This window comes from Nocardioides sp. zg-1230 (genome assembly GCF_013155335.1).
Taxonomy (GTDB): domain Bacteria; phylum Actinomycetota; class Actinomycetes; order Propionibacteriales; family Nocardioidaceae; genus Nocardioides.
This window is the reverse complement of sequence record NZ_JABJQZ010000008.1, coordinates 121164-135181: the sequence shown is the minus strand read 5'-3', so window position 1 is coordinate 135181 and position 14018 is coordinate 121164. Positions and strand designations below refer to the sequence as shown.

Annotated in this window: 12 protein-coding genes; 10 read left to right on the top strand and 2 right to left on the bottom strand. The window is 70.9% G+C overall.

All coding sequences use genetic code 11. From position 1 onward, the window contains the following. Positions 1-233 precede the first annotated feature (233 nt). Together HOO61_RS19965 and HOO61_RS19960 are read left to right on the top strand one after the other, a co-directional pair. Positions 234-1442 carry a hypothetical protein gene (locus HOO61_RS19965; protein WP_172259103.1) on the top strand — a complete coding sequence of 403 codons (1209 nt, stop codon included), beginning with the start codon at positions 234-236 and terminating at the stop codon, positions 1440-1442. A gap of 468 nt (positions 1443-1910) precedes the next feature. Further along, the gene (locus tag HOO61_RS19960; RefSeq protein ID WP_172259104.1) at positions 1911-2990 is read left to right on the top strand and encodes an ATP-binding protein; all 1080 of its coding nucleotides are present in this window, start codon (positions 1911-1913) and stop codon (positions 2988-2990) included. A 287-nt stretch (positions 2991-3277) separates the two neighbouring features. Here the strand turns inward: HOO61_RS19960 and HOO61_RS19955 are convergent, their stop codons facing one another. Continuing rightward, positions 3278-3487, bottom strand: a complete 210-nt coding sequence (locus HOO61_RS19955; protein WP_172259105.1) for a hypothetical protein — start codon at positions 3485-3487, stop codon at positions 3278-3280. 6 nt (positions 3488-3493) lie between these two features. After that, positions 3494-3937 (bottom strand): organomercurial lyase, encoded by a 444-nt coding sequence (gene merB, locus HOO61_RS19950; protein ID WP_172259106.1) that lies wholly within the window; start codon positions 3935-3937, stop codon positions 3494-3496. Positions 3938-4167: 230 nt separating this feature from the next. Here merB and HOO61_RS19945 point away from each other — a divergent pair, with 230 nt between their 5' ends. From HOO61_RS19945 to xylA, 8 genes are all read left to right on the top strand, one after another. Then, on the top strand, positions 4168-4470 hold the full coding sequence (locus tag HOO61_RS19945; RefSeq protein WP_172259107.1) for a hypothetical protein: 303 nt from the start codon (positions 4168-4170) through the stop codon (positions 4468-4470). A gap of 418 nt (positions 4471-4888) precedes the next feature. Beyond that, positions 4889-6310, top strand: a complete 1422-nt coding sequence (gene xylB / locus HOO61_RS19940; RefSeq protein WP_172259108.1) for a xylulokinase — start codon at positions 4889-4891, stop codon at positions 6308-6310. Positions 6311-6414: 104 nt separating this feature from the next. Beyond that, positions 6415-7683 (top strand): ROK family transcriptional regulator, encoded by a 1269-nt coding sequence (locus HOO61_RS19935; RefSeq protein WP_172259109.1) that lies wholly within the window; start codon positions 6415-6417, stop codon positions 7681-7683. After that, on the top strand, positions 7683-9194 hold the full coding sequence (locus HOO61_RS19930; RefSeq protein ID WP_216658887.1) for a sugar ABC transporter ATP-binding protein: 1512 nt from the start codon (positions 7683-7685) through the stop codon (positions 9192-9194). The genes HOO61_RS19935 and HOO61_RS19930 overlap by 1 nt, the downstream gene beginning before the upstream one ends. Then, positions 9191-10267 (top strand): ABC transporter permease, encoded by a 1077-nt coding sequence (locus HOO61_RS19925; protein WP_172259110.1) that lies wholly within the window; start codon positions 9191-9193, stop codon positions 10265-10267. The genes HOO61_RS19930 and HOO61_RS19925 overlap by 4 nt, the downstream gene beginning before the upstream one ends. 105 nt (positions 10268-10372) lie before the next feature. Further along, on the top strand, positions 10373-11446 hold the full coding sequence (locus tag HOO61_RS19920; RefSeq protein ID WP_172259111.1) for a substrate-binding domain-containing protein: 1074 nt from the start codon (positions 10373-10375) through the stop codon (positions 11444-11446). A 171-nt stretch (positions 11447-11617) separates the two neighbouring features. Next, positions 11618-12811, top strand: coding sequence for a Gfo/Idh/MocA family protein (locus HOO61_RS19915; RefSeq protein WP_216658888.1), 1194 nt, complete (start codon positions 11618-11620; stop codon positions 12809-12811). Further along, positions 12808-13968: a xylose isomerase gene (xylA, locus tag HOO61_RS19910; protein ID WP_172259112.1), complete on the top strand. Its 1161-nt coding sequence runs from the start codon at positions 12808-12810 to the stop codon at positions 13966-13968. The genes HOO61_RS19915 and xylA overlap by 4 nt, the downstream gene beginning before the upstream one ends. The last annotated feature ends 50 nt before the right edge of the window (positions 13969-14018 follow it).

The window sequence follows — 14018 nt, the reverse complement described above, 5'->3', positions numbered from 1 at the left end:
CGCGGACGCGGCTATGAGCTAGGTGGGATTGACACCGAAGCGTGCAGCAGGCCCCGCTGCGCTACGTGGCGGGTTACGCCGCCGCCTGCTGGTCAATAGTCGACGCATCGGTCGCAACGGCCCCAGCGCATCCCTGGGCTGGGTCCGGTCGACTCATTGGGGACATGTCGCAACATTCTGGGCCGCGGTCGAGTCACACGGGTTTGGCATCATCCGCAACCGCAAGGGGAATCATGCGACTCACACTCACCGCCGCCGCGCTCATGGGCGTGGCCCTGCTCGTGCCAATGGGCACGGCCAGCGCAACGGCCGAGACGTGTCAGGGACAGCCGGCGACCATCGTCGGGACGCCTGGGGGCCAGGTCACCGGCACCGAGGGCGCGGACGTCATCGTCACGAACGGCGCGACGCGGGTCGACGCGCTCGGCGGCGATGACCGTGTGTGCGCCACGGGCGGGGGCGGCGTCGTCGTCGCCGTCCTTGGGGCGGGGGCCGACATGTTCACTGACGAGAACGGCGGATCGCATCAGGTCGTCGCCGGGACGTTGGACGGCACCGACATCGAGGCCGACGTCATTGGCCTGAGCAAGTTCGGCCGGGTCACGTCCGGCATGGCAGGCCAGCCGAACGCCGACATCATCGACCTCGCCCTCACCGGCTACGTCCACTGGAACGGCGTCCAGACCGCCCCGGGTGGGGTCACCGTGGGCAAGGGCGGCGGCCTGTTCCTTCGGTCCGCCTACAACATGCGTGTGGAGGCCAGCGGGTCCGTCACCGGGGCCGACACCTCGCTGACGTGGACCGGTCACTTCGACGAGTTCTCGTTCGCCACCGAGGCCGCGCGCGGGCTCCTCGAGTTCCGCGGCACCGACGCGGTTGAGCACCTCACGGTCGACGCCCCGGCGACGTTCAACCGCAACGTGCAGCTCGGCGGAGGGAACGACATCTACCGGACCAACGGCCTCGGCGCGAGGTTCTCGATGGTGAAGGGCAACAAGGGCGAGGACCGCCTGATGCTCGACGTTCCGACCCTGCGGCTCAAGGCTGACCTGGACCGCCGGGTGGATGACAAGAACAGCGGGGCCGCGACCCGCATCCGCAATTTCGAGGACTACGTGGTGTCCGCCAAGACGGCGAGGATCCGCGGGACCAACCGCGGCGAGCGGATCACGGTCGTGACGTGCAAGGCGTGGGTGAACGCTGGACCCGGCAAGGACCTCGTCATCGCTAACGTCGAGTATGGCGACGGCGACGAGTTGGGCACCCCGGAGTGCGGGAAGTACCGCGCGGTCGTGAACGGCGGCCGGGGCCACGACACGATCAAGGGCAGCCCTGGGAATGACCGTCTGCTTGGCAACCGTGGCCGCGACGCCACCGACGGCCGTGCCGGGCGCGACACCTGCGTCGCCGAGCGCCGCGTGCGGTGCGAGCGCCGCCTCTGAGCTAGCCCATCGACGCCAGGGAGGCCCCCGACCGGCAGCGGTCGGGGCCCTCGCAGCGTCCCCAGCCTGACTAGGAGTTACGGAGGAACAGTTTGGAGCACCGGTCCCGACCTTCTGCCAGCGACTACGAATCGGGCCTGATCGCGGCGACTACACGTACTGCAACCGCGTCCTGCCCAGCAGCATGCTCCTGGGCGGTCTGAGCTGTCGATCTCCTGAGTGCGCTAGTTTTCTCGGCTCCCCGAAGACTCAGGCGGCCGCCGGCGTCGCGCGCTTGCTCGAGGCCCCGGATCTCACCGGTGCTCGCGGACGCCGCGCGCGTGAGCTTGAGCGGAGCGTCGACCACTGCCGGTGACCCCAACACCCGGGGGCTGTAGGCGGAGGACTTCCAGGCAGCCTTGATGGCTGACCTCGTGCATGGGGTGAAGTCCGAAGCCAAGTGACGTCGGTGAACGGACGCTGATCGGCATGTTCGGATGTTCGAACTGCGCCGGCAGGCGGCGAAGCGACGCTTGTTCGGAGCAAGTTTGCGACGGTGGGCGCCGCACTCTGGTCATCGTGAATCTGCAAGATCGCGGCGGGGTACAGGTCGGGCACAATGCCAGCGTGACGCCCACGCCCCGAGGGGCCCATCCGGAGTTGCGAGTCCAACTCGCCGCTGACACTTCCAGCGTCCCCGGAGCACGCAGGTTCGTCATCGACGGGCTGCTGCAGTGGGGCCGCGAACATCTCGTTGACGACGCCGCCCTGTGCGTCACCGAGATGGCGGCGAACTCCGCCCTGCACAGCGGCAGCTCTTACCTGCATGTCCGGCTGCGTGACCTCGAGCCATCCGTGCGGGTCAGTGTCGAGGACGCCGGCGGGGTGGTACCGCTCGCGGCGGTGGCCCCGCCTCCCGTCGCGAGCCAGGGCACCACCGGGCGCGGACTGGTGATCGTGTCGGTGCTGGCGGAGTCCTGGGGGATCGAGGAGCGCGGCGATGGGCGACGCGTGTGGGCCGACCTTGCCGGTGACGGCGTCGAGCACGACGTACGGCCGCCGGTGGTGGAGTACGGCGACCGGTCGGCACCGGAGCAGGTCGTCCTGCCCGCCGATTGGGCGAGGGTGCGGCTACTTCGGTGTCCGGTGCAGCTCGGGCTCCAGATCGACCAGCGTCTCGACGACCTGGTGCGAGAGCTCCAGCTCATCGACCCCGAGGAGAGTCCGACTCCGCCGCGGGAGCTGGGCCAGCTAATCGAGCGACTGGTGACCCGCCCTGCTTTTGCGCGCCACTTGGGTCGTCGTACCGCCTTGGACGCCGCCGCGGCGGGGCTGGAGTACGTCGACATCAAGATGACCCTTCCCCGTGAGATGGCAGCAACCCTCCGCGAGCTGCTGGCCGCCGACAACCTGGCCGATGAGATCAGCGAGACCCACCAGCTGCTGACCCTGCGGTCAACCCCGGAGATGGTGTCGCTGCGCACCTGGTTCACTCAGTCCATCGTCGACCAGGCGGAGGAAGATGCCGATCCCGTGCCGTACGACGAGTGGCTGCACGAGCGAGGCTGATGGCACGCCGCCATCGGTTACACCCCACTAACTCGGGCTTCTCCCGAAGGACCGACATCGGAGACCCCGTAGGTGTAGGAAGTCGGCGGTGAGGGCCGGAGGGACCAGCACGGAAACCACAGACGGAACGTCCGGCTTGTCGCGACCGTAGGACACTGCCGCTGTAGCGTCGGATTGACGCAAGCGCGCTGAACTCTGCGATGACTCTGCGATGTCACTCCGCCGAACGGGCGCTGGGCACTCGGTCGTTGTGCGTCGCTTCTCCACGTCCTTCCAAGGGGGCGTGCTCAGGCAAGCTGCCAGAAATCATCGACCAAGCCGAGTCGCTGGAGGATCGCCTCGTTCTCCTCCTTGGCGTGGGGATGCCACTGCGGGGACAGCCGGTCGCCCCACCAGGCGTGGGCCAAGGCGCTGAGCACCGTGACTGGGATAGTGGTGCCTGCCGGGCGACCGTCGAGCCATCGGCGGACGTGCTCTCCCGACCGGAAGAGATTCATGGTGCTTCAAGTGAAGACGATGTCGTCCCACCACTGTCGGGCAGGGACGTAGCAATGGAAGACCAGCGACGACTTCTGGGGCTGTTGGTCGATGACGTCCACCGTCAGCGGTTCGCGGCAGTCCGGACACGACGTCTCGATCCGTCCGTCGCTGTGCAGTGCCGCGCACACACCGAACGCATCCCACGCGCAGTTGGCGTACCACCACCGGTGGCCAGCACGGACGCGGTACGGAGTCGGCACAGCGGAGAAGGGATTCGCCATCAGGATCTCGGAGCCCTCACTGTTCAGGACGAGGGCGTGCGCGTCGTGGAGCCTCGTCCATGCCTGACGGACCTCGCGCGCGGGGGCACCCATGGTCGCGGCCACGTCGTCCGCGGACGGCGCGTGACCGCGCTCGGCGAAGAGCCGGTAGGTCTCGTTGCGGACGCCGATGTCCTCCGGGGTCATGCCGATCAGTATGGCTACGTGGACGGTGCTCACGCACCAGCTGAGCGACGCCTGAACGCGGCGGTTGGACGCACTCGTCGCGGTGGATACGACGTGTTCACGTCGATCTCGTAGAGGCAGGCCGGTGAGAGGGCCGATCCGCCAGGCACGGAAGGTCGACGGGTGCACGACATCGACCTCTCGCCCCGGAGGGGGTGCATGCTCCACTGTGTCCTAGCCACAATGACGCCATGCCTGACGCCGCGATCGAGTGTGGTGATGCGAAAGTGGCGAGGCTGCTTGCTTTCGTCGCTGCCCGCGTCGAGGAAGATCGGTTGGGCGCCCACATGACAGCTCCGGTCGACGAGGCAGCACTCGAGAGGTGCGACATCGTGCAGCAGGTCCTTCTCGACATGGCTCGCGACACGTGCAGCCCGATCGAGCCCTGCCCGCTCCCGCAGCGGTGCCTTCGCGCGCTGGACGAGTACGCGTTTATGCACAAGACACACCGGCACTTCGACCCAGAGTGGATGGCATGGCGTCTTCTGCCGTAGTTCAGCAGATCCGTCGGCTCCTCAGGACGGAGCGCTAATCGCGGCGCAAGGCAGCGGGTCCCCACCTAGGATCGACGTCGAGACCGCCCGTGGCGTGCGCTCCTCGAGCGCCCCTCCCGCCCAGTACAGAGTCGGGTCGTCGCGCCTCGCGCTACGTGCCCCGAGGACAGTTCCGATGCGTTCGCGGGCAACGCTGGGGCAACACGAGCATCAGAAACAGCCCGAATCAGCCAACGTCAGCCGATCGTTCAATGTGCCTCTGACCTGCGGTTCCGTCGATTTCCAAGGTTGCCCGCCGACCACTCGATCCCTCTCTCAAGGCGGTAGCGCCGGTTCGAATCCGGTCGGGGGTGCAGCACCCGAAGGGCCCGGTCAGCAGACCGGGCCCTTCGTCGCCGGTGGGCTAGCATCCGCGCCCATGACTGACGGACCCCGGCTGGTCGCCGGCATCGACTCCTCCACCCAGTCCTGCAAGGTCGTCGTCCGCGACGCCGCCACGGGCGTGCTCGTGCGGCAGGGGAGGGCCGCTCACCCGGACGGCACCGAGGTCCACCCCGACCACTGGTGGGAGGCCCTGCAGGCGGCAGTCGCCGAGGCTGGGGGACTGGCCGACGTGGCCGCTGTCAGCGTCGGCGGCCAGCAGCACGGGATGGTCTGCCTCGACGAGGACGGTGCTGTCGTACGCCCCGCGCTGCTGTGGAACGACACCCGTTCGGCCGGTGCCGCGCGCGACCTCGTCGACGAGCTGGGCGGCCCGGAGGAGGGCGGTCGCGCCTGGGCCGAGGCGGTCGGCGTCGTCCCGGTCGCGTCGTTCACCGTGACCAAGCTGCGCTGGCTCGCCGAGCACGAGCCGGAGCACGCCCGTCGTACGGCCGCGGTGTGCCTGCCGCACGACTGGCTCACCTGGAAGCTGTCCGGGAGCACCGACCTGGCCGACCTCACGACCGACCGGAGCGACGCGAGCGGCACGGGCTACTGGTCGGCCGCGACCGGGGACTACCGCACCGACCTCCTCGAGCGCGCGTTCGGCTCCGTGCCCCACCTGCCGCGCGTGGTCGCACCCGGCGCGGTCGCCGGCACCGCGGGCGGGGCGGTCCTCGGCGCCGGTGCCGGCGACAACGCCGCCGCCGCGCTGGGCCTGGGCGCGGGGGAGGGCGACGTCGTCGTCTCGATCGGCACCTCCGGGGTCGTCACCGCCGTCACGAGCACCCCGGCCGTCGACCCCACCGGCTCGGTGGCGGGCTTCGCCGACGCCACCGGTCTCTACCTCCCGCTGGTCGCCACCCTCAACGGCGCGCGGGTGCTCGACGCTGCCGCCCGCCTCCTCGACGTCGACCACGACACCCTCTCGCGCCTCGCGCTCGAGGCGCCCTCGGGTGCCGGCGGCCTGGTGCTGGTGCCCTACCTCGAGGGCGAGCGCACCCCCAACCTGCCGGACGCGACGGGGTCGCTGCACGGGCTCACCCTGGCGACGGCCACCCGGCCGGCACTCGCCCGGGCGAGCGTCGAGGGCCTGGTGTGCAGCCTCGCCGACGGCCTCGACGCGGTGGTGTCGACCGGGGTCACGCCGACCCGCGTCCTGCTCGTCGGCGGGGCCGCCGCGTCGGAGGCCGTGCGCACGGTGGCAGCCGAGGTGCTCGGGGTCCCCGTGGACGTCCCGCCGCCGGGGGAGTACGTCGCCGACGGCGCCGCGCGTCAGGCGGCGTGGGCCGTGTCGGGGGCGGAAGCACCGCCGGAGTGGGTGCGCGAGGGGACCCGGCGCTACGCCGCCGACCCCGTGCCGGCCGTCCGCGCCAGGTACGCCGAGGGCCGCTCACGACACCTGGACCGGACCACCTGACATTTCTGCGTCCCGGTCCTTGACGTGATGCCTGTCACCGACTTAGTTTGGCGGTCCGTCAAACTAACTGGTGACCGAGGTCACACGCAGGATCGAGGACGCAGATGTCGCAGGTGCGGGACGGCTGGTCGACGACCAGCACCGGCGGTGCCGACCAGGGCACCGTCCGTCGCGCGAACCTGTCGCTGGTCCTCCGCAGCCTCCGCGAGGGCGGACCCCGTTCCCGGGCCCGGCTCGCCGCCGACCTCGGCCTCAACAAGGCGACCGTCTCCAGCCTCGTCACCGAGCTGCGCGAGCGCGGCCTGGTCCGCGAGGGCAGCGCCGAGCGCGGCGCCGTCGGGCGCCCCGGCACGACGGTGGAGATCGACGGCGCCGGCGCCTACGGCCTGGGTGCGGAGATCAACGTCCACCACGTCTCGACCCGCGCGGTCGACCTTGCCGGCACCGTCGTCAGCGAGCGGCGTACGTCGGTGGACACCCGCGGCCTCGAGCCCGACGAGGTGGTCGACCGGCTGGTCGAGCTGCTGCACGGCACCCTCGCCGACCTGGCCGCCCTCGACGCGGCGCCGGTGGCCGCGGTCGTCGGGGTCGCCGGACTCGTCGACCGCGACCGGGGCCACGTGTCCGTCGCCGCCAACCTCGGGTGGCAGGGGGTCGGCCTGGCCGGGCTGCTGCGCGCCAGGCTCGGCGACCCCGACTACCTGCTCGAGGTGGACAACGAGGCCAACCTGGCCGCCGTCGCCGAGGCCACCCCCGGCGACCCCGAGCGCCGCGACATCCTCGTCATCCACGGCGAGGTCGGCATCGGCGGCGGCATCGTCGCCGACGGCCGGCCGTTCTCCGGGCGCCGCGGCTACGCCGGCGAGTTCGGCCACATGGTCGTCGACCGCGACGGCAGCGTGTGCGGGTGCGGGCGCACCGGGTGCTGGGAGACGGTCATCGGCCTCAGCCACCTCATCGACCTCGCCGCTGCCTCCGACGACGACCTGCTGCGCTCGCCCACCCTCGACCTCGAGGGCAAGGTCGAGGAGATCAGCCGCCGCGCTGCCGCCGGCGACGAGCGCACGCTCGCCGCGCTCGGCGAGGTCGGCCGCTGGGTCGGCATCGGCGCCGCCGTCCTCACCAACGTGCTCAACCCCGGCATGATCGTGCTGTCGGGCTACCTCGGCGAGATCGGCGAGTGGATCCGTGACGTGGTCGAGGCCGAGCTCGCCTCCGGTGTCCTGGCCCCCGACGCGGGTGGCACGCGCATCGCGCTCTCGACCCTCGGCTTCTCGGCAGCGGTGCACGGCGCCGCCGCCGTCGCCATCGACCACGTCTACGACGACCCGACCCTCGTGCCGCGGGTGGTCCCCACCCTGGAGGTGATGTGATGAACGACGCCCCGCTGCTCACGATGCGCGGCATCGTCAAGCGGTTCCCCGGCGTGCTCGCGCTCGGAGGAGTCGAGCTCGAGGTGCGCGCGGGGGAGGTGCACTGCCTGCTGGGCCAGAACGGCGCCGGCAAGTCGACGCTGATCAAGGTCCTCTCCGCGAGCTACCAGCCCGACGAGGGCGAGATCCTCTGGGAGGGCGAGCCGGTCACGCTGTCGACGCCCCAGGCCTCGATGGCCCTCGGGATCTCTACCATCTACCAGGAGCTCGACCTCGTCCCCGACCTCAGCGTCGCCGAGAACATCTTCCTCGGCCACGAGCTGAGCACCGCCGGCTTCAGCCAGCGCGCGGAGACGATCCGTCGTACGCGCGACCTGCTGGCCCGGCTGGGTCACTCCGAGATCTCGCCCACGCGCTCCGTCGGCCGGCTCTCGCCCGCCGCACAGCAGATCGTCAGCATGGCGCGCGCCCTGTCCCAGGACACTCGGCTGCTCATCCTCGACGAGCCGTCCGCGGTGCTCGACCAGGGAGAGGTCGACAACCTCTTCCGCGTCATCCGCGACCTCACGGCCGAGGGCGTCGCCGTCGTCTACATCTCCCACCGGCTGGAGGAGATCCGCCAGATCGGCGACCGCATCACGGTCCTCAAGGACGGCAGCACGGTCGCCACCGGCCTCGCCGTCGACCAGACGCCCACCAGCGAGCTGATCAAGCTGATGACCGGGCGCTCGATCGAGTACGTCTTCCCGCCCCGTGGCGACGCACCGCCGCCGACCGGTGACCCGATCCTCGAGGTGATCGGCCTCGACCTGCCGGGCGTCTTCTCCGGAGTCGACCTGAGCGTGCGGGCGGGGGAGATCGTCGGTCTCGCCGGCCTCGTCGGCGCGGGACGCTCGGAGATCCTCGAGACCCTCTACGGCGCGCGCCGCCCGTCCGCGGGCACCGTGCGCGTCGCCGGTCGCGAGCTGCGGCGCGGCTCCGTGCCCGCGGCGGTCAAGGCCGGCGTCGGTCTCGCCCCGGAGGAGCGCAAGAGCCAGGGGCTCCTGCTCGACCAGGCGATCTTCGCCAACATCACCGTGTCCACGCTGGGACGCTTCAGCCGGTTCGGGCTGCTCGACAGCCGCGCCGAGCGCAAGCGCTCCACCGAGGTCGCGGAGTCCCTCGACGTCCGCCCGGCAGGGGTCGATCGCCTCGTGCGCCTCCTGTCGGGCGGCAACCAGCAGAAGGTCGTCCTGGCCCGGTGGCTGCTCCGCGAGTGCCGTGTGCTGCTCCTGGACGAGCCGACCCGAGGGGTCGATGTCGGCGCGCGCGCCGAGATCTACGCCCTCGTGCGCTCGCTGGCCGACTCCGGCGTCGCCGTCGTGGTCGTGTCGAGCGAGGTGGAGGAGGTGCTCGGGCTCGCGGACCGGGTCCTCGTGGTCCGTGAGGGCCGTGTCGTGCACGAAGGTCCCGCGGGCGAGATCGACGAGTCCCGCGTCCTGGACCTGGTCATGGAAGGAAAGGTCGCATGAGCGAGCAGAGCACGAGTCGGGACACGGGCGCGGTGGAGAACACCGTCCCAGCCTCCACGGAGTCGGTCAGGGTGGAGCGCGCCGCCGCGGAGTCGGGAGGTAACGGCGGAGGCGGCCTGATGAGCGGCCCGTTCGGCCGCAACCTCGGCCTCGTCGTGGCGCTCCTGCTGATCTGCGCGGCGGGCATCATCACCGCAGGCGACCGGTTCGCCAGCATCGACAACACCCTCACGATCCTGCGCTTCGCCTCGACCATCGGCGTGGTCAGCATCGGGATGACCTTCGTCATCACCGGCGGCGGCATCGACCTGTCGGTCGGCGCGATCCTGGCGCTCTGCTCGGTCTGGGCGACGACGTTCGCCACCCAGACGATGGCGGAGGACACGCACTGGATCATCATGGTGTTCGCCGCCCTGGCCGTCGGCTCCGCCTGCGGCCTCGTCAACGGACTCGTGATCGCGTACGGCAAGGTGGTGCCGTTCATCACGACACTGGCGATGCTCGCCGCCGCGCGCGGTCTCGCCGAGATCATCTCCGAGCGTCGTACGCAGATCGTGACCGTCGACGGCTTCAAGGAGTTCTTCTCCGCCGACGTGCTCGGCGTGCCGTTCCTGGTGATCATCTTCGCGATCGTCGCGGTGGCCGGCTGGGTCCTGTTCAACCGTACGACGTTCGGCCGGCGCACCCTCGCCGTCGGCGGCAATCCCGAGGCCGCGCGACTCGCGGGCATCAACGTCAACCGGCACACCGTGATGCTCTACGTGCTCGTCGGCTTCTGCTGCGGGCTCGCGGCGCTGATGCTGGTCAGCCGCACCACGACCGGCAGCTCGACCCACGGCACGCTCCTCGAGCTCGACGTCATCGCGGCCGTCGTCATCGGCGGCACCCTGCTCACCGGCGGGCGCGGCACGATCGTCGGCACCGTCCTGGGCGTGCTCATCTTCGCCACCCTCGGCAACGTGTTCACCCTCAACAACCAGGACACCTCGACCCAGGCGGTCGCCAAGGGCCTGATCATCGTCGTCGCCGTCCTGCTCCAGCAGCGCCTGGCGCGCAACGCGACGTCCACCTAGCCGCAGCACCCCGCACTCGGAACCACCGCACCACCACGCCGGCACGTCTCGGAGCGCCGGCCGCAGCACCGCACCCATCGAGAACACACACAAGGAGCACGACCCATGCGACTGCGCACTCCCTTCCGACGGCACCAGAGCCGCCGCTACTCCGGCCTCGTGGTCGGCGCGGTCGCCGTCCTGTCCCTCGCCGCGTGCACCGGCAGCGCCCAGGACGCTGCCGAGGACGACGACAGCGGCGACTCCGCACCGGCCGCCGCCGCCGGCAGCAACGACGAGGAGGGCGACCAGGTCACGATCGGCTTCTCGGCGCCCGCCGCGGACCACGGCTGGATGGCCGCCATCACCAACAACGTCCGCGACCTCGCGGAGCAGTACCCCGACGTCGACCTCCAGATCGCGGAGGGCACCAACGACGTCAACCTCCAGATCAGCCAGGTCGAGACCTTCATCAACGACGGCGTCGACGCCATCGTCCTGCTGCCCTTCGACGGTGCCGCGATGACGCCGGTGGCGCTCAAGGCGATGGAGGCCGGCATCCCGGTCATCAACGTCGACCGCGAGTTCGACGACCCCAACGCGGCCCGCGTCACGGTGCTCGGCGACAACTACGGCATGGGCGTCTCGGCCGGCCAGTACGTCTGCGAGCAGGCCGGTGACAACAAGGACGCGATCGTCGCCGAGATCGCCGGCATCGACTCGCTGCCGCTCACCCAGGACCGCAGCCAGGGCTTCGAGGACGCGCTGTCCGAGTGCGGCCTCGACGTCGACGCCCGCCAGGCCGCCGAGTTCACCGTCGAGAGCGGCGAGGAGGTCGCGGCGAACCTGCTCCAGGCCGAGCCGAAGATCGACTTCCTCTGGAACCACGACGACGACCAGGGCGTCGGCGTGCTCGCGGCCATCGAGAACGCCGGCCGCGACGAGTTCACGATGATCGGCGGCGCCGGCTCGGCCAACGCCATGCGCGCGATCCAGGAGGACAGCGGTGTCCTCAAGGCCACCGTCATCTACCCGTCGACCCAGGGCGCGGACGGCGTCAAGCTCGCCCGCCTGCTGGTCCAGGACAAGGCGATGAGCGACCTCGTCGAGGTCGAGGTGCCCCGCACGGTGCAGCTCTTCGCCCCGGTCGTCACCTCGGACAACGTCGACCAGTACATCGACACGGCCTTCGAGTCCTGAGGCGTCCCGCGGCGGCTCCCTCGTCGGGAGCCGCCGCGGCACCCCGCACCACCCCGTTGCACCCGCACCACCACTGCTGAACACCGTCACGCCCCGGGCGCGCCACCGCGCGGCACCCGGGCCGTACGAGCCGCGCCCCGACACCCACCAGCTCGCACACGAGGAGGTCCGATGACCACCACTCCCGACACCCACGCCAGCACGCGCGACCTGTCGGTCGGCATGGTGGGCTACGCCTTCATGGGCGCAGCGCACTCGCACGCCTGGCGCACCGCCCCGCGGTTCTTCGACCTCCCGCTCCGTCCGCGCATGAGGGCCGTCGCCGGGCGCGACCCGGAGGGCGTCCGTGCCGCCGCCGAGCGCCTCGGGTGGGAGTCCACCGAGACTTCCTGGCAGGCCCTCGTCGAGCGCGACGACATCGACCTCGTCGACGTCTGCACCCCCGGCCACACCCACGCCGAGATCGTCATCGCCGCCCTCGAGGCCGGCAAGCACGTCCTGTGCGAGAAGCCGCTGGCCAACAGCGTCGAGGAGGCCGAGGCGATGACCCGCGCCGCCGAGGCGGCCGCCGCGTCCGGCGTCCGGGCGATGGTCGGCTTCACCTACCGCCGGGTGCCCGCGATCGCCCTGGCGCGCCAGCTCGTCGCCGAGGGCCGCCTCGGCACGCTGCACCACGTGCGCGCCCAGTACCTCCAGGACTGGATCGTCGACCCGCAGGCACCCCTCTCGTGGCGCCTGGAGAAGGACAAGGCCGGCTCGGGCTCCCTCGGCGACATCGGCGCCCACATCATCGACATCACGCAGTTCATCACCGGCGACACCATCAGCCGGGTCACCGGCCGCCTGCACACCTTCGTCGACGAGCGGCCGCTGCCCAGCGAGCACTCGGGCCTGTCCGGCACGGCCGGCACCGGCACCGGGAAGGTGACCGTCGACGACGCCGCCACCTTCCTGGCCGACTTCCGCGGGGGTGCGATGGGCGTCTTCGAGGCGACCCGCTTCGCGTCGGGCCGCAAGAATGCGATCCGCATCGAGGTCAACGGCTCGCAGGGCAGCATCGCCTTCGACTTCGAGGACATGAACGTCCTCCACTTCTTCGACGGCACCGAGGACGCCCGCACCGCGGGCTTCCGCCGCATCCTCGTCACCGAGCCGCAGCACCCCTACGTCGGCGCGTGGTGGCCGCCGGGCCACGTCATCGGCTACGAGCACGGCTTCATCCACCAGGCGGTCGACCTGGTCCGCGACATCGCGGCCGGCGACGCCCCTTCCCCATCCTTTGCCGACGGACTCCAGGTGCAGCGCGTCCTGGCCGCGGTCGAGACCAGCTCTGACAACGATTCGTGGCAGGAGATCCCCGCATGACCGACTACACCCCGACCCCCGACGACAAGTTCTCGTTCGGCCTCTGGACGGTGGGCTGGCAGGGCACCGACGTGTTCGGACCCGCCTCCCGCGCGCTGCTCGACCCCGTCGAGGCCACCTACAAGCTCGCCGAGCTCGGCGCGGCGGCCGTCACCTTCCACGACGACGACCTCGTCCCCGACGACGACAAGCGCGACGCCGTGCTCGAGCAGTTCGAGAAGGCGCTGGCCGACACCGGGCTCGCCGTCGAGATGGTGACCACCAACCTGTTCGGCCACCCGGTCTTCAAGGAGGGCGCCCTCACCGCCAACAACCGCGAGGTGCGGCGCTACGCGCTCACCAAGGCGCTGCGCAACATCGACCTCGCGGCATCGCTGGGTGCGAAGACGTTCGTCCTGTGGGGCGGCCGCGAGGGCGCCGAGCACGGCGCCGCGAAGGACGTCCAGGCCGCCCTCGACCGCTACAGCGAGTCGCTCAACCTGCTCTGCGCCTACGTCAAGGAGCAGGGCTACGACATGCGGTTCGCCCTCGAGCCCAAGCCCAACGAGCCGCGCGGCGACATCCTGCTGCCGACCATCGGCCACGCCCTCGCGCTCATCGCCGAGCTCGACGACCCCGACATGGTCGGCCTCAACCCCGAGGTGGGCCACGAGGAGATGGCAGGGCTCAACTTCGCCCACGGCATCAGCCAGGCGCTGTGGCACGACAAGCTCTTCCACGTCGACCTCAACGGCCAGCACGGCCCCCGCTTCGACCAGGACCTGCGCTTCGGCGCGGGCAACGTGCGCGGCGCCTTCTGGACCGTCGACGCCCTGCTCGGCGCCGGGACCGGCAAGGCCTACGACGGCTACGTGCACTTCGACTTCAAGCCCCCCCGCGCCGAGGCCGAGGACGGTGTCTGGGAGTCGGCTCGCGGCTGCATGCGCAACTACCTGATCCTGCGCGACAAGGTCCGCGCCTTCCGCGCCGACCCCGACGTGGTCGCGGCCCTCGCCGCCGCCGAGGTCGACACGCTGCGCACCCCGACCCTCGCCGAGGGTGAGTCGCTCGCCGACCTCCGCGCGGCGTCGTACGACGTCGAGGGGCTCGGCGCACGCAGCGTCGGCCTGGAGGCGCTCGACCAGCTCGCCATGGAGCACCTGCTGGGAGTCCGCTGACACGACACCTGGCCCGGCGGGCGCCGAACCCGCCGGGCCCACCCGATCCA